Source organism: Pseudidiomarina sp. (genome assembly GCF_048267825.1).
GTDB lineage: Bacteria > Pseudomonadota > Gammaproteobacteria > Enterobacterales > Alteromonadaceae > Pseudidiomarina.
Window position 1 is genome coordinate 226,212 of record NZ_JBLWWR010000001.1, and the last position, 18,958, is coordinate 245,169.

16 protein-coding genes are annotated in these 18,958 nt (G+C 47.9%); 9 read left to right on the forward strand and 7 right to left on the reverse strand.

From position 1 onward, the window contains the following. Positions 1-13 precede the first annotated feature (13 nt). Both uspE and ttcA read left to right on the forward strand, forming a co-directional pair. On the forward strand, positions 14-943 hold the full coding sequence (gene uspE / locus ACN0UN_RS01135; RefSeq protein ID WP_417658338.1) for a universal stress protein UspE: 930 nt from the start codon (positions 14-16) through the stop codon (positions 941-943). 37 nt (positions 944-980) lie between these two features. Further along, positions 981-1,919, forward strand: coding sequence for a tRNA 2-thiocytidine(32) synthetase TtcA (gene ttcA, locus ACN0UN_RS01140; protein WP_417658339.1), 939 nt, complete (start codon positions 981-983; stop codon positions 1,917-1,919). Here ttcA and ACN0UN_RS01145 read toward each other — a convergent pair. Next, a complete protein-coding gene (locus ACN0UN_RS01145; RefSeq protein ID WP_417658340.1) occupies positions 1,894-2,721 on the reverse strand; it encodes a glucosaminidase domain-containing protein in 828 nt (275 codons plus the stop codon). The genes ttcA and ACN0UN_RS01145 overlap by 26 nt on opposite strands. 2 nt (positions 2,722-2,723) lie before the next feature. Further along, positions 2,724-3,521 (reverse strand): hypothetical protein, encoded by a 798-nt coding sequence (locus ACN0UN_RS01150; protein WP_417658341.1) that lies wholly within the window; start codon positions 3,519-3,521, stop codon positions 2,724-2,726. Positions 3,522-3,737: 216 nt separating this feature from the next. Here ACN0UN_RS01150 and ACN0UN_RS01155 point away from each other — a divergent pair, with 216 nt between their 5' ends. From ACN0UN_RS01155 to ACN0UN_RS01175, 5 genes are read left to right on the forward strand one after another with little or no spacing between them, the layout of a single operon-like run. Then, a complete protein-coding gene (locus tag ACN0UN_RS01155) occupies positions 3,738-4,274 on the forward strand; it encodes a pseudouridine synthase (protein ID WP_417658641.1) in 537 nt (178 codons plus the stop codon). Positions 4,275-4,314: 40 nt separating this feature from the next. Continuing rightward, complete coding sequence (gene mnmA, locus ACN0UN_RS01160) at positions 4,315-5,445, forward strand: tRNA 2-thiouridine(34) synthase MnmA (protein ID WP_417658342.1); 1,131 nt, start codon at positions 4,315-4,317, stop codon at positions 5,443-5,445. Then, the gene (gene hflD / locus ACN0UN_RS01165) at positions 5,442-6,110 is read left to right on the forward strand and encodes a high frequency lysogenization protein HflD (RefSeq protein WP_417658343.1); all 669 of its coding nucleotides are present in this window, start codon (positions 5,442-5,444) and stop codon (positions 6,108-6,110) included. The genes mnmA and hflD overlap by 4 nt, the downstream gene beginning before the upstream one ends. After that, positions 6,110-7,483: an adenylosuccinate lyase gene (gene purB, locus ACN0UN_RS01170; RefSeq protein ID WP_417658642.1), complete on the forward strand. Its 1,374-nt coding sequence runs from the start codon at positions 6,110-6,112 to the stop codon at positions 7,481-7,483. Before hflD ends, purB begins: the two co-directional genes overlap by 1 nt. Continuing rightward, the gene (locus tag ACN0UN_RS01175) at positions 7,480-8,631 is read left to right on the forward strand and encodes a cupin domain-containing protein (protein ID WP_417658344.1); all 1,152 of its coding nucleotides are present in this window, start codon (positions 7,480-7,482) and stop codon (positions 8,629-8,631) included. The genes purB and ACN0UN_RS01175 overlap by 4 nt, the downstream gene beginning before the upstream one ends. On the opposite strand, the gene ACN0UN_RS01180 is transcribed toward ACN0UN_RS01175, so the two are convergent. Continuing rightward, complete coding sequence (locus ACN0UN_RS01180) at positions 8,628-9,047, reverse strand: DUF4826 family protein (protein WP_417658345.1); 420 nt, start codon at positions 9,045-9,047, stop codon at positions 8,628-8,630. The two genes, ACN0UN_RS01175 and ACN0UN_RS01180, sit on opposite strands and share 4 nt — an antisense overlap. Before the next feature lie 223 nt (positions 9,048-9,270). On the opposite strand from ACN0UN_RS01180, the gene ACN0UN_RS01185 reads away from it, so the two are divergent. After that, complete coding sequence (locus ACN0UN_RS01185; RefSeq protein WP_417658346.1) at positions 9,271-10,314, forward strand: Glu/Leu/Phe/Val dehydrogenase dimerization domain-containing protein; 1,044 nt, start codon at positions 9,271-9,273, stop codon at positions 10,312-10,314. On the opposite strand, the gene ACN0UN_RS01190 is transcribed toward ACN0UN_RS01185, so the two are convergent. Together ACN0UN_RS01190 and ppsA are read right to left on the reverse strand one after the other, a co-directional pair. Then, the gene (locus tag ACN0UN_RS01190; protein ID WP_417658347.1) at positions 10,311-13,370 is read right to left on the reverse strand and encodes an FAD-binding and (Fe-S)-binding domain-containing protein; all 3,060 of its coding nucleotides are present in this window, start codon (positions 13,368-13,370) and stop codon (positions 10,311-10,313) included. The two genes, ACN0UN_RS01185 and ACN0UN_RS01190, sit on opposite strands and share 4 nt — an antisense overlap. A gap of 24 nt (positions 13,371-13,394) precedes the next feature. Further along, positions 13,395-15,776, reverse strand: coding sequence for a phosphoenolpyruvate synthase (gene ppsA / locus ACN0UN_RS01195; protein ID WP_417658348.1), 2,382 nt, complete (start codon positions 15,774-15,776; stop codon positions 13,395-13,397). Between the two features lie 131 nt (positions 15,777-15,907). On the opposite strand from ppsA, the gene ACN0UN_RS01200 reads away from it, so the two are divergent. Next, entirely contained in the window at positions 15,908-16,735 is an 828-nt protein-coding gene (locus ACN0UN_RS01200; RefSeq protein ID WP_417658349.1) for a pyruvate, water dikinase regulatory protein, read from the forward strand. Here the strand turns inward: ACN0UN_RS01200 and ACN0UN_RS01205 are convergent. Beyond that, the gene (locus ACN0UN_RS01205) at positions 16,732-17,556 is read right to left on the reverse strand and encodes a DUF1338 domain-containing protein (RefSeq protein ID WP_417658350.1); all 825 of its coding nucleotides are present in this window, start codon (positions 17,554-17,556) and stop codon (positions 16,732-16,734) included. The genes ACN0UN_RS01200 and ACN0UN_RS01205 overlap by 4 nt on opposite strands. Positions 17,557-17,585: 29 nt before the next feature. Further along, positions 17,586-18,944 (reverse strand): class II 3-deoxy-7-phosphoheptulonate synthase, encoded by a 1,359-nt coding sequence (locus ACN0UN_RS01210; RefSeq protein ID WP_417658351.1) that lies wholly within the window; start codon positions 18,942-18,944, stop codon positions 17,586-17,588. Positions 18,945-18,958 lie beyond the last annotated feature (14 nt).

Consider the following 18,958-nt stretch of genomic DNA (forward strand, 5'->3'; position numbering starts at 1 on the left):
TAAGAGGTGCACTATGAGTTGCGTAAAAAAAATACTCGCTGTGTTAGACGCTGATCGCGAGCAGCAAAAAGCACTGAATCGAGCCCTTCATTTAGCGCGAATTAGTGGTGCCCACGTTACGTTTATGCTTTCTATTTATGACTTTTCGTATGAAATGACCACGATGTTAGCCGCCGACGAGCGTAATAGTATGCGTGACAGCCTCATCACCGATCGCGAGGTATGGGTGAAGGATATTCTCGAAGACTACAACACGCGCGACATCGACTACGACGTGAAAATCTTATGGCACAACCGCCCATTTGAAGCCATCATTGAAACCGCGATGCAAGGCAACTACGATATCATTGTTAAAGCGACCCATGAGCACGAAGGCCTCGCCGCCCTGCTATTCACACCAACAGACTGGCATCTGCTGCGCAAAGCGCCGTGCAAGGTGTTATTAGTCAAAGAGCACGAATGGCCCGAGCACGGGAAAATACTGGCTGCAATTCATACCACCGGTGAACATGAGCACCATCGTTCTTTAAACCGCATTGTCACTGAGGCGGCATTACAGTTTGCACAATGCCTGCACAGTGACGTGCACTTGGTGAATGCGTTTCCAGGCGCGCCGATTACCATTGCCGCTGAAATTCCTGAATTTGATACCACTAATTATCGCGAAACCATTCAGGAAAACCACAAAATAGCTTTAGCTGAACATGCCATGCCTTTTCATATATCGCCGCAGAATCAGCACGTTAGAGAAGGACTGCCCGAACAAGTTATTCCAGAGTTAGCTGAAGAACTTGATGCTGAACTGGTTGTACTGGGAACCATCGGTCGTACTGGATTTTCGGCTGCATTGCTTGGCAATACCGCAGAACATGTCATTGAATCGATAAACTGCGACCTACTTGCAGTAAAACCGGAAGGATTTGTGTCGCCAATTAAGCTATAATCGCGGCCGTTTTTTATCGGTTTCAGTGAAGGTGCTTATGCGCGCAGAAAATAATACGGCTCAAGCCAATCAGCAAGGTTTTAACAAGCTCAAAAAACGACTTCGCCGCTCCGTTGGGCAAGCCATTCAAGATTTCAATATGATTGAAGATGGCGATCGCATCATGGTCTGTTTATCAGGCGGTAAAGACAGTTATACCCTGCTTGATATTCTGCGTTTCTTGCAACGTGTCGCGCCAATAACGTTTGAGATTATTGCGGTGAATCTTGACCAAAAGCAGCCCGGTTTTCCTGAACACATCTTGCCCGAATATCTAAAAAATGAAGGTGTTGATTTTCGCATTATTGAAGAAGATACCTACAGCATCGTCAAAGAAAAGATACCTGAAGGCAAAACCACCTGTTCGCTTTGCTCACGCCTGCGCCGTGGCATTTTATACCGGGTTGCAAGCGAATTAGGCGCCACCAAGATTGCCCTTGGCCATCACCGGGATGATATGCTCGAAACACTTATGCTGAATATGTTTTACGGCGGTACGATTAAATCAATGCCACCAAAACTTGTCAGCGATAACGGCAAGCATGTGGTGATTCGCCCCTTAGCCTACGCGCGCGAAAAGGACATTACCAAGTATTCAGAGTATATGGACTTTCCGATTATTCCCTGCAACTTGTGTGGTTCACAGGAAAATCTGCAACGTAAAGTTATTAAAGACTTGCTCAAGCAATGGGACCGTCAGTATCCCGGGCGCATTGAGAGTATGGCAAGCGCACTACAGAATGTTGTGCCTTCGCATTTGGCGGATACCGCGTTATTTGAATTCAAATCAATTCAAGCAACGGGTGAAGAAAACAGTGATGGCGATACTGCGTTTGATCACAGCACGCCAACCACATTTTTGAATTATCGCGATGAAGCAGACGACCAGAGTTTCACTGATGAATCTGGCGTTATTCGGGTGCTGAATTTAAGTTAGATTCAAGCACATCGACAATAATTGGGCGATTTACACGTATCATTGAATTTAATTCATGAATGTAGTCTTCGCCACGTTCCGAATAGCTCAACAGCCCTGGCGTGAGGTCTAAAGCTCTCACGTCAGCACCAGTGCTACGCCGTTCCGCACGTAATCGACGCAAGTCAAAGTATGCCGGGTGTGTATTGATATTACGCAAATAGCTACGCACCGATGCATTGACTGAGTCAAACTTACGCACTTCATGATTCATGCCATCCACGCGCGAATCAGGCACCAATCCACAGCCAGGAGAAAAACACCACTGACCGAAGAAGTTCAGCGCATCCAAGGCGAAGCGTGATGTGCCCCACCCTGACTCGTTAGCAGCTTGAACCAATACCAGTGCTTCAGGCACCACATCTACGCGGCGCATCAACACCCCAAAGGTGGCCTCTAAATCATCATAGTCAACTTCAACGTTGTAACGCGAAGCAATGGTTTCAAGTTGCTGGCGTTGCTGTTTGGTCAGTTTTGTAGCGCTTTTAATGATATTTTTGAGTTCAAGCGCACGATTTCGCTCGGCTTCAATTTTTTCGTTTTCAGCTTTAACGATAGGCGCCAAATAGCCAAAGAAAGCCTGTTTCTTTTCCCTTACATCCGTAAAGTCATTAAAATCGGGTACTTCGGTTATGGTCGGCACAACAACTGCAGGTTCGCTAACCACTTGCTCAGAATGTTCAGGTTGCTGATGAAATCGTGTTGGCAACCAGATTGCCAACACGACCAATAAAGCTGTAACACCCCATCCCCAAAATCGCATAGTTACTCCGCTATTTCCGTATCGGTGCAGCCGATAAGCGCATGGTATACAACACCTATTGCGTTAAACGCCATCGGTAGCGTAAAAATTAATCCCAAAAACAAAGGGATTGCACTGATCGCACAAATAACCACAACCAGCGCCATGAACCCTAGTACGGGGAACATCGCTTTATTGATCACCAGGAAACTTGCCAGTAACGCACGTGGTGCGTTGAGTTCACGGTCAATAATTAGTGGTACCGCAAACATCATTACCAACTGCAAATAAATTACTGCCAGCATGACCAATACCACGGCGAAGGCACCACCAAGAAGTAGCCCGATTGCCGCGAAAATACCAGCCACTAAAACCGTCAAAAACAGTTTAATAAAGGCCACCAACACCAACTGCGGTGCAAACTTTAACACGCCGCGCAGCTTCTTAAGCGACGGATTACGGTCTGCCGCATTGAGCATGCCAACATAAATCAGCATCGCTGCAAATGGTGCCAATATAAGTTCCTGCAGCAAACTGCCCGCAATAAAGTTACCGACATTAATCTGATCCCAGTCAATTTCGGTTTGGTCGGTAAGCACCTGCTCGTCGAATGGGAATACCAATGCGAGCACATCAGAAACTACGAAATTTAATGCCATAATACCGATGAACACACCAAGCATCCATGGCAGTGACCGCAACGTGATATCCCACGAGCGCTGCAACAACTGCCCAATGGTTAATTTAATCTCGCCACGCAACGCCTGGCCAAAGTCCCCGACTGGTAAGTTGGGTGTCGTGTTATTTGAGTTATTAGACACGCGAAAAATCTCCTTGTTGATTTTCGCCAGCGATTATACGGTAACGATTCATGCGTTACCAATGGCAATACAGCTCACTTATGGGATAATAAACCAAGTTCATATCAATTGGTCACCTTTTGCCAAGGAGTTTTAGTGAAGTCTGGAACGAACCAACGCCGTTTTTCACGGCGTAGCGCGAAACCATCTAAGCCGCGCACCGCGAATCCGCGACTGATTTTATTAAACAAGCCGTATGGGGTTGTCAGTCAATTCTCTGGGGAAGACGGCGAAGCAACCTTAAAAGGTTTGGTTCCATATAATGATGTGTACCCTGCTGGCCGTCTTGATAAAGATAGCGAAGGCTTATTGGTGCTTACGAATGATGGCGAATTGCAGCATAAGATTAGTCACCCCAAACATAAACTAACCAAAACCTACTGGGTACAAGTTGAAGGTATTCCAACGGATGAATCACTACAGCAGTTATGTGATGGCGTTGAACTGAATGACGGTATGACCTTACCCGCAGAAATTATCCGTATGGATGAACCCATGAATTTATGGCCACGCAATCCACCGGTGCGGGAACGGAAGTCAGTTCCCGATTGTTGGCTCTGCATTAAAATCAGTGAGGGGCGAAATCGCCAGGTACGCCGAATGACAGCTGCTATTGGGCACCCTACTTTGCGACTGATTCGTGCCGGAATTGGGCCGTGGCTATTACGTACTTTGCAGCCAGGCGAGTGGCGCGAAGAGCCTCCTGTGTGGTAAAATCCGCGGCCATTAAGAATCGCGAGTATAGTTAGGACAAATGTCAGTAAATCAAAGCGAAAACGCTAGCAAAAAAGTCATCGTTGGTATGTCAGGCGGGGTTGATTCCTCAGTTTCTGCGTATCTGCTTCAACAGCAGGGTTATCAGGTCGAAGGCCTGTTCATGAAGAACTGGGAAGAAGACGACACCGACGAATATTGCGCTGCAGCAAGTGATCTTGCCGATGCAGAAGCCGTCTGCGCCAAGCTTGGTATTGAACTCCATACAGTAAACTTTGCTGCTGAATACTGGGATAACGTGTTCGAGTACTTTTTAGAAGAGTACCGCGCCGGCCGCACGCCGAATCCAGACATTATGTGCAACAAAGAAATTAAGTTTAAAGCGTTTCTTGAATTCGCTGCGGGCGCGCTGGGTGCCGATTACATTGCCACCGGGCACTACGTGCGCAGACGCGAACACAACGGCAAATTTCAGTTGATTCGCGGGCGTGACGCGAACAAAGATCAGAGTTATTTCCTGTACACCCTCGCCCATACCCATGTCGCGCAAACGTTATTCCCTGTTGGCGATATCGAGAAGCCAGAAGTACGACGAATTGCTGAACAGCAAGGGTTGGTTACCGCAGACAAGAAAGATTCCACTGGCATTTGCTTCATTGGCGAGCGCAAATTCAAAGACTTTTTACAACAGTACTTACCCGCGCAGCCTGGTGTTATCGAATCAGTTGACGGCACAGTGCTGGGGCAACACGAAGGCTCGATGTATCACACTCTGGGTCAACGCAAAGGTTTACACATAGGTGGCTTAGCTGATGCCGGCGACGAACCTTGGTATGTGGTCGATAAAGATGTTGAACGAAATGTGCTTGTCGTTGCGCAAGGTAAAAACCATCCTCGCTTATTATCAACCGGTTTAATTGCAGGTCAATTAGACTGGGTAGACCGCGAACCACACCTTGAAGCGTTTGATTGTGTTGTCAAAACGCGTTATCGCCAACACGATATCCCGTGTCGCGTTACGCCGCTTGATGATGGCAAAGTACGCGTTGAATTTAATGAACCCGTTGCCGCAGTGACACCTGGCCAGTCAGCCGTGTTTTATCAAGGTGATGTGTGCCTCGGTGGCGGTATTATCGAACAACGCCTTGCCAGTCATGAGGTGTTATTGTGATCGATATTGCACGCCTGCAACGTGATCCTTGGTTTGAACGCGTGGTGGCATTAGCGGCATTAACGCAAGCAGCCGCAGCCGTAAAGCAAGTGGCCCGCTTTGGCAGCGTGCGCGACCCATTGGCAACACGTGTATTAATTGACAGCGTACTCAATCAGAACCCCACTACCGTGATTGAAATGTATCCAGATCTTAGCCAGTTGCGCTTAGGTTTAGAGAGCTTATTACAACAAATTGGCGCAACGAAAGACAAAGACGTTGAAGTAACGCGCTATGTTGTTGGCATATTGGCGTTAGAGCGGCGTTTACAACGCAATCCAAAGGCACTTGATCAGTTGGGCCAACGGCTACAACAGCTGCATCGCCAGCGTCATGAGTTTCAGTTTGCTGACGACACCGTAATTGCGGGCATGGGAAGTACCTATAGCGATGTTATCTCACCGCTTGGGCAGCCATTAAAAATCAATGGCAAACAAGAATTTTTGAATCAGCCAAGTAATCAACACCTGATCCGCGCCTTACTATTAGCTGGTGTGCGAAACGCGGTGTTATGGCGTCAGCTTGACGGCAAGCGCCGTCAGTTTATTTTCTCACGGCAACGCATGGTGCGCGTTGCTCAACAAATCTTGCGCGAATTACGTGAGCACTCGGAGCCTTTATCATGATGAACTTATCTTCACTCACCGCCTTATCTCCAGTTGATGGCCGTTATGGCAGTAAAGCAGCGACTTTACGCCCTATTTTCAGTGAGTTTGGTCTTATTCACAACCGCGTGATTGTCGAAATCCGCTGGTTGCAGCAACTGGCTTCGGTTGAACAAATCAGTGAAGTTCCAGCGCTATCTGAGTCAGCAAACCAATTTTTGCAGAACATCATTGATAACTTTTCTGAACACGATGCGCAGCGCGTGAAAGACATTGAGCGCACCACCAATCACGATGTGAAAGCGGTTGAATACTATCTGAAAGAGCAAGTTGCTGAACACGACGAATTAAACGCTGTAAGTGAATTTATTCATTTTGCCTGCACCTCTGAAGATATTAACAATCTATCTCACGCGTTAATGCTGCGTGCGGCAATGGATACCGTCATGTTACCGAGCATGCAGGAACTCACCAGCGCCATTCGTGGGTTAGCCGTTGAACATAAGTCAGTGGCTATGATGGCGCGCACCCATGGGCAACCGGCAACACCAACTACCATGGGCAAGGAGATGGCGAACGTGTTTGTACGTTTGCAACGTCAACTTGACCAGATAACTGCAGTGCCATTTCTGGGTAAACTAAACGGTGCAGTGGGTAACTATAACGCCCATATCGCGGCCTACCCTGACGTTGATTGGCATCAGGTATCGGAGCAATTTGTAACCTCGTTAGGGCTCTCTTGGAATGCCTATACCACACAAATTGAACCGCATGACTACATTGCGGAATTATTTGATGCCGTAGCCCGCTTTAATACCATTGTCATTGATTTTAATCGCGACGTTTGGGGCTACATTGCGTTGAATCACTTCAAACAACGCACAATCGCTGGTGAAGTGGGTTCATCAACCATGCCGCATAAAGTTAACCCTATCGACTTCGAAAACTCAGAAGGCAACCTGGGCCTGGCGAATGCGGTGATGACACATTTAGCCCAAAAGCTGCCCATTAGCCGCTGGCAACGCGATTTAACAGATTCTACCGTACTGCGTAACCTGGGTGTTGGTTTTGCCTACGCACTTATTGCCTATCAAGCCACCCTGAAAGGTATTAGCAAGCTTGAAGTGAATGCGGATAACCTATTACGTGAACTGGATCAGAATTGGGAATTATTAGCAGAGCCCGTACAAACAGTTATGCGTCGCTACGGTATTGAAAAACCGTATGAAAAACTAAAAGAATTAACCCGTGGTAAACGCATCAACCAAGCTGCAATGGCTGATTTTATTGACAGTCTTGATATGCCAGCCGCAGCCAAAGCTGAACTTAAACAATTGACACCTGCCACCTACATTGGCCGTGCGATTGCTTTTGTTGATGAGCTGGGCGAATGAGTTTGAAATTGAATATCGATCATGCCAATTTTCTGCGCGAAAGTTGGCAGCAACACCCACGTTTAATCCGCGGTGCTTTTAAGAACTTTGATGACTTAATTGAACCGGAAATACTCGCTGGGCTGGCGCTTGAAGAAGGTGTTGATTCTCGGGTAATTGAGAATCACGCCGGCACTTGGAACGTTACCCACGGGCCTTTCGAATCCTATGATGAATTTGGTGAAGCTGGTTGGACACTCTTGGTTCAGTCTGTGAACGAATGGGTACCAGAAGTTCAGCAACTCATCGCGCCATTTCGATTTTTGCCTGACTGGCGTATCGATGATGTGATGATTAGTTTTGCCACAGAACACGGTGGCGTTGGCCCACACCTTGATCAATACGACGTATTTATTATTCAGGGAAGTGGCCGCCGGCATTGGCAAGTTGGTGCACGCGTTAGCGCCGCTAATGAAATTTGCCCGCATCCCGATTTGAAACAGCTTGCGGATACATTTGAACCCATAATTGATGCAATTCTCGAGCCCGGCGATATGCTCTATATTCCTGCCGGTTGCCCGCATAATGGCGTCGCTTTAGAACCCAGCATTAATTATTCGGTGGGTTTTCGCGCACCCAACACAGCAGAATTGGGTGCTTCGGTAACCGATATGCTAAGTCAGTTAAATGATGTACAGCTACCGCGCTACCGTGACGCACAGGCATCAAGTTATGGTGCGCCACATCATGTAACAGCCGAACAGCTGCAGCATGTACGTGAGTTTTTGCTGAACTCGATGAGCAGCATTGATCTCGACCATGCCATGCTATTAGTTTTGTCGCAAAGCAAACGACCATTGCCGCAGCCCGAAGGTTTCATTCAAGCCGAAGAGCTCGTTGAACTATTAAGCCAGCCTACCGATGTGTATATCGCGCGCACGCCGGGAGCGCGGATCTTGATCGGCCCCAACGCTGATCAGCTTTATGCAAATGGTGAATCGTGGCCATTAAACAATGATGTTCTGCCGCTTGCCGAGTTTATTGGCGAGTTATGGCAAGACACCGCGCTAACCGACTTGATACCCGTGTTACAAAATAAAAAGGCCGTAGCTTTATGCCGCGACCTTATTAATAACGGTGTAATTGATGTGATTGCGCAGCAAGACTAGACTTGCTGCTGCCACATTTCTTTGCTTTCAGATAGCTGATACAAATTTTCGGCGCGATTAATCAAATACTGGGCGTACTTTTGTTGTTCAGGCTCATTGGTTGCTTGCTGCAGTACGCCTTCGGCCTGCATCTGCCAACGCAATGCAAAATAACGCATGGCGTCACGCGCATCTTTTGCGGCCTTGTCACCGATAATATCGGTCGGCACATCGCCATTAATTACCCACAATGTCTTTTTATCTTGTGTAGTAAACTTCCATACTGCCACGTGTGGCACCAGATACCGGCTATCTTTCGAAAGAATACGATCAGTAATAATGCCCTGCTCAGCCAGGTATTTGTTCGCGGCCTGAAATTGCGCACGAACCCATTCTGAAATTTGTTCTTCGGTCATTTTTGGCGGCTGTTCTGCCATAATTTTGTCTCGCCCTACTGCTTAAAATGGTTAACATATACGCTTAAATCGTTCAGTTATACTACCGAGATTTGGCTTAAACGCAACGGTTTTACCGACTGTAAACTTAGCTTGCAACAGTTTACGTAAACGTTAACAGTTTATTTCGGTAATTCACTAGCGAAATACAGATCAAAATGCTAATGTTCGCGCAATTTTTTGGGATGAACGAGGATTACCTAGAATGTCTCTATTCGAACACAAAGAGTTCGACCAACACGAGCAAGTCGTGTTTTGTCATGACAAAGAAACAGGCTTAAAAGCAATTATTGCTATTCACGACACCACGCTTGGTCCATCACTTGGTGGCACCCGCATGTGGAACTACCCTTCATCAGCCGAAGCATTAACTGACGTACTGCGCTTATCACGCGGTATGACCTATAAAAGCGCCTTGGCGGGCCTTCCCCTTGGTGGCGGCAAAGCCGTAATCATCGGCGATGCAAAAACGATTAAAACGCCAGAGTTGATGCGTGCCTATGGCCGTTTTGTGAACTCGCTCAGTGGTCGTTATATCACTGCCGAAGACGTAAATATTCGCACCAGTGACATTGCTTACGTCGCTGAAGAAACAAATTTTGTTGCTGGCACCGCTGAAAAAGCAGGTGACCCATCGCCACACACGGCGTTAGGCACGTACTTAGGGCTGAAAGCGGCTGCTAAACACAAGTTCGGTAGCGACGATTTGAATGGTGTCAAAATCGCCGTTCAAGGTCTTGGTGCAGTTGGTTACGACTTTGCTGAATATTGTGCGAAAGAAGGTGCGCAATTATTCGTAACAGACATTAACGAAGAAGCCTGTGCCCGTGCGGCAGCTGAATTGAAAGCCACGGTTGTTGGCCTGGATGAAATCTATGGCTTAGACGTTGACGTGTATGCACCGTGCGCTCTTGGCGCGACTATCAATGATGACACCTTAAAACTTATCAAGGCCAAAATCATTGCCGGCAGCGCAAACAACCAATTAGCAACGCCTGCTCACGACAAGATTGTCATGGACATGGGTATCTTGTACGCCCCTGACTATGTCATCAACGCCGGTGGTGTTATCCACGTTTGTAGTGAAGCTGCGAATATGAGCCGTGCAGAGACTGATAAGCGTGTACGTGATATCTACGACACACTCGATCAAATCTTTACCCGTTCAGCTGAAGAACAGCGTCCAACTGGCGAAATTGCTGACCAGATGGCGCGAGAAGTTATTGCCAACGCTAAAGCTGCGCGTTAAGCGCAGTTATTAGCAAGCCATTGAAGCGGGTGTAATGCCCGCTTTTTTGTGCTCATTCGGTGAACCTGCGAGCGGCACGAAAAACCCGTCGCAAGCGTGACGACGTCTTGTTCTACCTTGGCTTTCCAGCTCATATCGTAAAGCTTCGTGCTGGTTTCCTGATGCGCCAATTCATGACCGTAAGTGCCTGCCATACCGCAACAACCAGTCGCAACAAGATTTAACGGCACATGCCACGTAGCAAATATCTGCTGCCACTGCTTCGCCGCCGTCGGTAATGCGGTTTGTTCCGTACAATGACTGAGCAATTGCATGGGTTGCCTAGGTGCCACTAAGCTTAATCGCTCGGCACGGGATGGCAATACGTCACTTAACCATTCATGAGCCATTAATACGCGATAGTTTTGCTCATCGGTAACATATTCACGGTATTCATCGTGTAAGCAAAGCACTGTCGAAGCATCAAGCCCAACTAAGGGTAAACCTAAGTTTGCAACCTGATTCAATTGTTGCGTCACGCGCGTTGCTGTGGCAGTAAATGCATCAAGAAAGCCCTTAACATGCTGCGCCTTACCATTCCCAACAAACTCCAACAACACCGGCTTAAAGCCAAGGCGCTCCGCAACGGTGCCAAATGCCTCAAGTAAGTCGGCTTCATAAAAGCTAGTAAACGGGTCTTGAACCAGAACCACTAAGTTTTTTTGGTCGGCTGCGCTTAACTGTGTCAATTGTTCAGCGGTATAGCTTGGCCATTGCAGCTTACGCCAACGCTGCGCTGCCGTTGGCGTTGAAAGTTTAGGCGCATCAACATACCCCACTACGCGCTCGGTAACCCAGCGACTTATCGGGTTATGCGTCAGGACATTGCTAAACTTTGGGAACTTCGCCATGTTTTTCGCAATAGGCTCGACATTTTTTACCAAATAATCTTTAATTGGGCGCCGGTAGCGCTGATGATACCACGCCAGAAACCGTGCTCGGAACCGCGGTACATCGACCTTTACGGGGCATTGGCTTGCGCATGCTTTGCATGCAAGACAAGCATCCATGGACGACTTCACCTCATGGTTAAAATCATGAGGTACCGAACTGGCATTTTCTTGTAGTAAGTTGGCTTGTTTACCCTGCGGTAAACCTGATGGGTCAAAACCTTGTGCGCTACTCAACCGCAGCCACTCCCGAATCAACGTAGCCCGCCCTTTGGGAGAATAACGCCGGTCGCCAGTGGCTTTGAATGACGGGCACATTGCCGAATCAGCATCATAATTAAAACAAAGACCGTTGCCGTTACAGCTCATGGCGTCATTAAAGCTATCGCGAACATGAATAGGTATTTGCCGATCATAAGCACCGCGCTTGGTTGCATCTACCGACACGAGACGAGCATCTGAGCCCCAAGGCGTGCAGATTTTTCCCGGGTTGAGCCGGTTATCAGGGTCAAATACTGCCTTAATCTTTTGCAGTTCACCATAGAGCGCTTCACCAAAAAATGTTGGTGCGTACTCAGAACGATAGCCCTTACCGTGTTCACCCCACATTAAACCGCCATATTTAGCGGTAAGCACAGCAACCTTATCACTGATCACACGCAGTAACTTTTCATCTTCCGGGTTCGTCATATCGAGCGCCGGGCGCACATGCAGCACGCCTGCATCAACATGACCAAACATGCCGTAATGCAGTTCGTATTCATCTAACAAGTGACGAAATTCGTCGATAAAGTCGGCTAAATGCTCAGGCGGTACTGCTGTATCTTCGGCAAAAGCGACAGGTTTACGCCGGCCCTTCGTAGCGCCTAGCAAGCCCACTGCCTTTTTGCGCATGGCGTATATGGTTTGAATGCTCTGGGCATCAGCGCAAATTTGATAGCCAATCACACCGGCATCCGGTTGATCAGCGATCAATGCATCCAGTTGCCCACAAAGTTCCTGTACTTTGGTATCAATCTCACTTTGGTTTACTGCGGTGAATTCCACCATGTTAATACCGCGCATGGTTTGATTCGGAACATCCTGCAATTGTTCAGCTACTTGGTGCCAAATAATGTCGTTACGGGCCAAATCAAGCACATTACTGTCAATGGTTTCAACAGATGTTGCACGCGCCTGCACCAAAAACGGTGCATTGCGAAGTGCGGCCTGAAAGTCGCTGTATTTAACGTTAACCAGAACTTTGTGCTTTGGAATTTCGGTTAAATTCAGCCGCGCTTCACAGATAAAAGCTAAAGTACCTTCAGAGCCCGCTAACAAGCGCGATAAATCAATCGTATCTTGCTCAGGGTTGTAGCAATGCTTTAAGTCGTAGCCAGTCAAAAACCGATTTAAGGCTGGAAATTTATCGTCAATGGCAGCGCGCTGCCCGACGCAGGTTGCAAGTACCTGGCGGTAAATAGCGGCTTCTAAACTTTGGCCCTGGGCTTTATCTTCAGCTTCAGCACGCGAAATTGGCCGCGTTACCAAGCAATCGCCGTTGATTAATACCGACGTTAACTCAAGAATATGATCACTCGTTTTACCGTAAACCAATGAGCCTTGCCCGGACGCATCGGTATTGATCATGCCACCTATGGTCGCGCGATTGCTGGTAGATAAATCAGGAGAAAAGAACAACCCCTCACTGCGCACCGCGTCGTTCAGTGCATCTTTCACCACACCCGTTTGACAACGCACCCAATGGTCGGCTTTATTGACTTCAGTGACATCGGTGAAATAACGACTCAGATCAACCACAATACCAGCCGTTAACGACTGACCGTTGGTACCGGTGCCGCCTCCGCGAGGCGCAAATTGAATTCCACGAAAGCTATCGCGCTGGGCAACCTGCAGCGCCTGCTGCAATGCGGCCACGGTGCGCGGGTACAGTACCGCTTGCGGCGCCTGCTGATAAATACTGTTATCCGTTGCAGCCACCATGCGCCCCCCATAGGTCGCATCAATGTCGCCATCGAAACCTTGCGCATCAAGTGCAAGCAAATAATCTTGATAAACCGTTTCGATACGCGCTTCAAGGCGCTCATATGCGGTAAATATCGGTAATACTGATCGAGTTTCCGTCATAAAGCGCCCTGACCTTCCTACAACTTAGCTGTGATGTTTTGCCAAATAGAGCCACGTTTCAATAACCGTATCCGGGTTCAGCGATACCGAATCGATACCCTGTTCAACCAACCATGCGGCGAAATCAGCATGATCTGAAGGGCCTTGGCCACAGATACCAACATATTTGCCCTTTTTCTTAGCCGCTTGAATGGCCATTGAAAGTAAGGCTTTAACTGCTTCATTACGCTCGTCAAACAGATGGGCGATAACCCCCGAGTCACGGTCTAAACCAAGCGTTAATTGAGTCAAGTCATTCGAGCCAATTGAGAAGCCGTCAAAAATATCAAGGAACTCTTCAGCTAACAGAGCATTTGATGGCAATTCACACATCATAATGACACGCAAACCGTTTTCGCCCTGCACCAGGCCTTGCTCAGCCAGTAGTTCGATAACTTTACGCCCTTCTTCTAAGGTACGCACGAACGGAATCATCACTTCAACGTTCGTTAAGCCCATGTCGTTGCGAACCCGCTTGATGGCTTCGCATTCCATCGCAAAACAATCACGGAAATCTTCCGAAATATAACGTGCTGCGCCACGGAAGCCGAGCATCGGATTTTCTTCATGGGGTTCATACTGACGCCCACCAATCAGATTGGCATATTCATTCGATTTAAAATCGGACATCCGCACAATCACGCGCTCTGGTGAAAACGCAGCTGCCAGTGTTGCAATACCTTCTGTGAGCTTACCGACGTAGTATTCACGTGGGCTGTCGTAGCCCGCCATGTAACCCCGAATCTGCTGCTGCAGCTCAGCACTCTGCTGATCAAAGTTTAAAAGCGCTTTCGGGTGCACGCCAATCATGCGGTTAATAATGAACTCTAACCGTGCAAGACCCACGCCTGCATGCGGTAAACTCGCAAAATCAAAAGCACGATCTGGATTACCGACGTTCATCATAATTTTTAATGGTAGCGCAGGCATGTCACCCACATCCGACGTCGTAACGTCAAATTCAAGCTCACCAGAATAGATATAGCCGGTGTCACCTTCGGCGCATGAAACGGTTACCGGAGCGCCTGCTGCGATACGGTCAGTGGCATCGCCACACCCCACAACCGCAGGAATGCCCAGCTCACGCGCAATGATGGCAGCGTGACACGTACGGCCACCGCGGTTGGTTACTATCGCGGACGCCCGTTTCATAATAGGTTCCCAATCTGGGTCGGTCATGTCGGTTACCAATACATCGCCCGGTTGCACTCGGTCCATTTCAGAAATGTTGTTTAGAACACGCGCTACACCAGCGCCAATTTTCTGACCGATGGCACGACCTTCTGCCACAACGTCACTTTTCGATTTCAGTGCATAACGCTCAAGAGCCTGTCCATTCTTATTCGACTGCACCGTTTCTGGACGCGCCTGCACGATGTAAAGCTTGCCATCAACGCCATCTTTTGCCCATTCAATGTCCATTGGACGGCCATAATGCTGTTCAATAATTACTGCTTGGCGCGCTAACGCTTCAACTTCTGCGTCGGTGATTGAAAACTTGTTTGATAGTTCAGCTGGAATATCAACAATAGACGTTTGCTTGCCGTGATCAGTGGCATCCGAATAAATCATCTGTATCTTTTTACTGCCGAGATTGCGGCGTAAAACGGCCGGGCGTCCGGCTTTCAGTGTTGGCTTGTGCACATAAAACTCATCAGGGTTTACCGCACCTTGCACCACCATCTCGCCTAAACCGTATGACGAGGTTATAAATACCACTTGATCAAAACCGGATTCTGTATCAATCGAGAACATCACACCAGATGCCGAAATATCACTGCGTACCATGCGCTGAATACCCGCTGACAACGCTACACCGCGGTGGTCATAACCTTGGTGTACACGATACGAAATAGCGCGATCGTTGAACAACGAGGCAAACACATGCTTAATCGCTTCCATGATCGCGTCAATGCCATGCACGTTCAGAAATGTTTCTTGTTGCCCTGCAAACGATGCGTCTGGCATATCTTCGGCAGTCGCCGAGCTACGTACGGCGAAGCTCACTTCGCTATTACCGCCGCTCAACTGTTCATAGGCCGCGCGAATTGCTTCATCGAGTTCCGCTTGAAAAGGCGTTTCGATAACCCATTGACGAATCTTTTTGCCGGCTTCAGTCAAGGCGCGAACGTCGTCAGTATCAAGGTCATCGAGAATTTCATGAATGCGTTCATTCACACCACTTTGCTCAAGAAACTCATTAAATGCTTCAGCGGTGGTTGCAAAGCCGTTGGGAACATCGACCCCGGCACCAGCCAGGTGACTAATCATTTCCCCAAGTGATGCATTTTTACCGCCGACACGGTTAACATCATTCATCCCTAATTGATCATACCAAAGCACATAATCTTGTACGTTATTCTGCACGGTGAGTTCCTCGTGGAGTTTAGGCGTGACACAGTCACAAAATTGACTGCCCGATTGGCAATGTATTTTACACATTGGGGCTGCACAAGTTAACATCTTATCCACTTTTATCTGCTGGGAATACCGCTAACATGCGCACAATCTTTTACATTTCCGATGGAACGGCCCTTACCGCCGAAGCTTTCGGCAAAGCAATGCTCTCAATGTTTCCACTTAAAGTTATCCATAAAACCTTAGCTTTTGTCGATACCATCGAAAAAGCTGAGTTGGCAACGCGTAAAATAAATCAAGCATTTGAAGAGTCAGGTGAACGCCCAATTATATTTCATACCTTTGTCAGCATTGATATAAAGCGCGTTATCACTGAAAGCCGTGGCAGTTGCTATGACTTCCTGGACTACTTTGTTGCGCCCTTAAGTAAAGAACTCGACATGGCCGCACAGCCTAAAACCCACCGTACGCATGGAATACAAGAAAATAATGACGAACGTGAAAATTATGATTTTCGTATTGATGCAGTGAACTACACGCTTGCCAACGATGATGGCAGTAACGTGTCAAATTACGGCGAAGCAGATATTATTTTGCTGGGCGTGTCACGTACCGGTAAAACACCTACCAGCCTGTACTTGGCACTGCATTACGGCATTAAGGCTGCGAACTACCCGCTTACTGAAGACGATAATATGGAAAACTTGCAACTACCTAAGGTGCTTAAGCCTCATCGTCACAAGATTTATGGATTAACGTTAGATCCGCAGCGTTTGCATGAAATTCGCAGCAAGCGCCGCGAAGGCAGTCAATATGCATCCATGCAACAGTGCCGCTATGAATTGCAGGAAGTCGAGAAAATGTACCGCCGCGAAGCCATACCGTTTCTCGACTCTACCCGATTTTCAGTGGAAGAGATTGCTGCCAAAATACTGGCTGAAACGAATCTCGAACGGCATCGCTTTTAAGCGTTGCCGTCCTGCTCTTTCTGCGCACGCGCATTGGTACTCTCGAAGATTTTGTCGGCTGAAGCTGCAACAAAACCAGTGTAGAGCTGATCAGGCGCTATCTCATAACGCTTTGCGAATTCATAGAAACAGCTTGGAATTACTTTTTCCATATCACTAAAGCGCACCGCGGTATGGTCGGCCATGGTTGACGACTGTTCTAAAAACACGTCGCGCGAACCTTTAATCTCGCCACCTGAAGTGTTCAACATAAAACCGGCTTCTTTAAGCGTTGCGTTCACTTGTTCGAGTGACTCGAAGTCTGGTAGCTCGTTCACGTTCACGGTAAAGTGATTCGCTCGAAAACCAAAAGCAGCCATCCAAGCCGCATACTCACTTTCTTCAAGCAATTGTTCGTAATCGGTACTGCTGATTTGCCAATGCGCACCGGAGTATAAAAACTCTGGTTTTGCAACGCTTTGCGCGTCAACTTGTGCAACCAAGGCATTCACGATTCGTTGCAACTCCGGTGAAAACTCTTCCACCAGCAGCTCTGAAATAAATATTTTTGGTAACCGAGGATCGCTGTGTTCGTAATGCTTGGCCACCAGCTTCTTAGCTTCAAACACGTAGTCGCCTGAAGCTTTATAGCCCATATCTTCAAAGTGTTTAGCTAATGCAGCTAAACGCACAGGTGCAATGTTGAACGTACGAAAAGCAACATGATCGTTAATGATTGACCGGCCCTGCCCAAGTACTTGATGAACTTTCGCAGCTGACGGTGTTAACTGAACGTAATCGTTCCAAAGATTATCAAAAAATTGCTCAACAGAGTGTGACATATACTACTATAACCTCGAAAATGTCTGGATTAACCGCGGCCTTGGCGTGCTTCTTTCAATGAATCAGCAACAAGAAACGCTAATTCTAACACTTGGTCAGCGTTCAAGCGAGGATCACATTGCGTGCGATACCTTTGGGTTAAGTCACGTTCGCTTATTTGATAGGCGCCACCGGTGCATTCGGTAACATCTTCACCCGTCATTTCAAGGTGAACGCCACCAGGATAGGTGCCTTCTGCTTGGTGAACCGCGAAAAATTGGCGCAATTCTTGATGTATGGCATCAAAATTACGCGTTTTAAGACCATTTTCGGCTTTCACTGTGTTGCCATGCATTGGATCGCTCGACCACACGACGTGGCGCCCTTCTGCTTTCACTCGGCGAACAATTGCTGGCAACGCATCGGCCAACGTATTCGCACCCATGCGACTAATGAACGTCATCCGCCCTGCTTCATTATCCGGATTGAGCACATCAAGCAAACGCATCACATCGTCAGGACTTGTTGTTGGACCTATTTTAACGCCCAGCGGGTTATGAATACCTCGCATAAACTCAACGTGCGCATGGTCAAGTTGCCGCGTACGCTCGCCTATCCATACCATATGCGCAGAACAATCATACGGGAGCCCAGTGAGTGTATCGGTGCGCGTAAGTGCCTCTTCATAGGGCAACAACAACGCTTCATGTGACGTAAACAATTGCGTTTCGTGAATGGTGGCATTGCTTTGCGCGTTAATGCCCAACACTTCCATAAATTTCAGTGCAGACTGAATCTGCTCAGCAACGCGTAAATATTGCTCTTTAAGCGGATTAGCCTCAACAAAGCTCATGTTCCATTTATGTACTTTGTGTAGATCGGCTAAACCACCCTGCGCAAACGCGCGCAACAAGTTTAACGTTGCTGCCGAGTGATGGTAGGCATTGATCATTCGCTGTGGGTCAGGCTCACGGGCTTCTGAAGTAAAATCTGCAGCATTAATAATATCACCGCGATAACTGGGAAGTGACACACCGTCAACAGTTTCGAAATCGCTTGAACGTGGCTTGGCATATTGCCCTGCCATGCGAGCGACCTTTGTTACCGGACATGAGCCAGCAAAGGTTAGCACCACCGCCATTTGCAGAATAACTTTGAAGGTATCGCGAATTTTCGGCGCGGTAAAATCACTAAACGTTTCCGCACAGTCGCCACCTTGCAGCAGAAATCCATGACCTTGACTTACTTTGCCTAATTGGGTGCGCAACGCACGAATCTCTTCTGCGAAAACCAACGGCGGAAAAGTTTTCAGTTGCTGCTCTACGCTTTGCAACGTTGGTAACGACGCATAGCTAGGCTGTTGCTGGATTGGTTTATCCCTCCAGCTGCGGGCACTCCAATTGGTCATGATTATCCTTATAA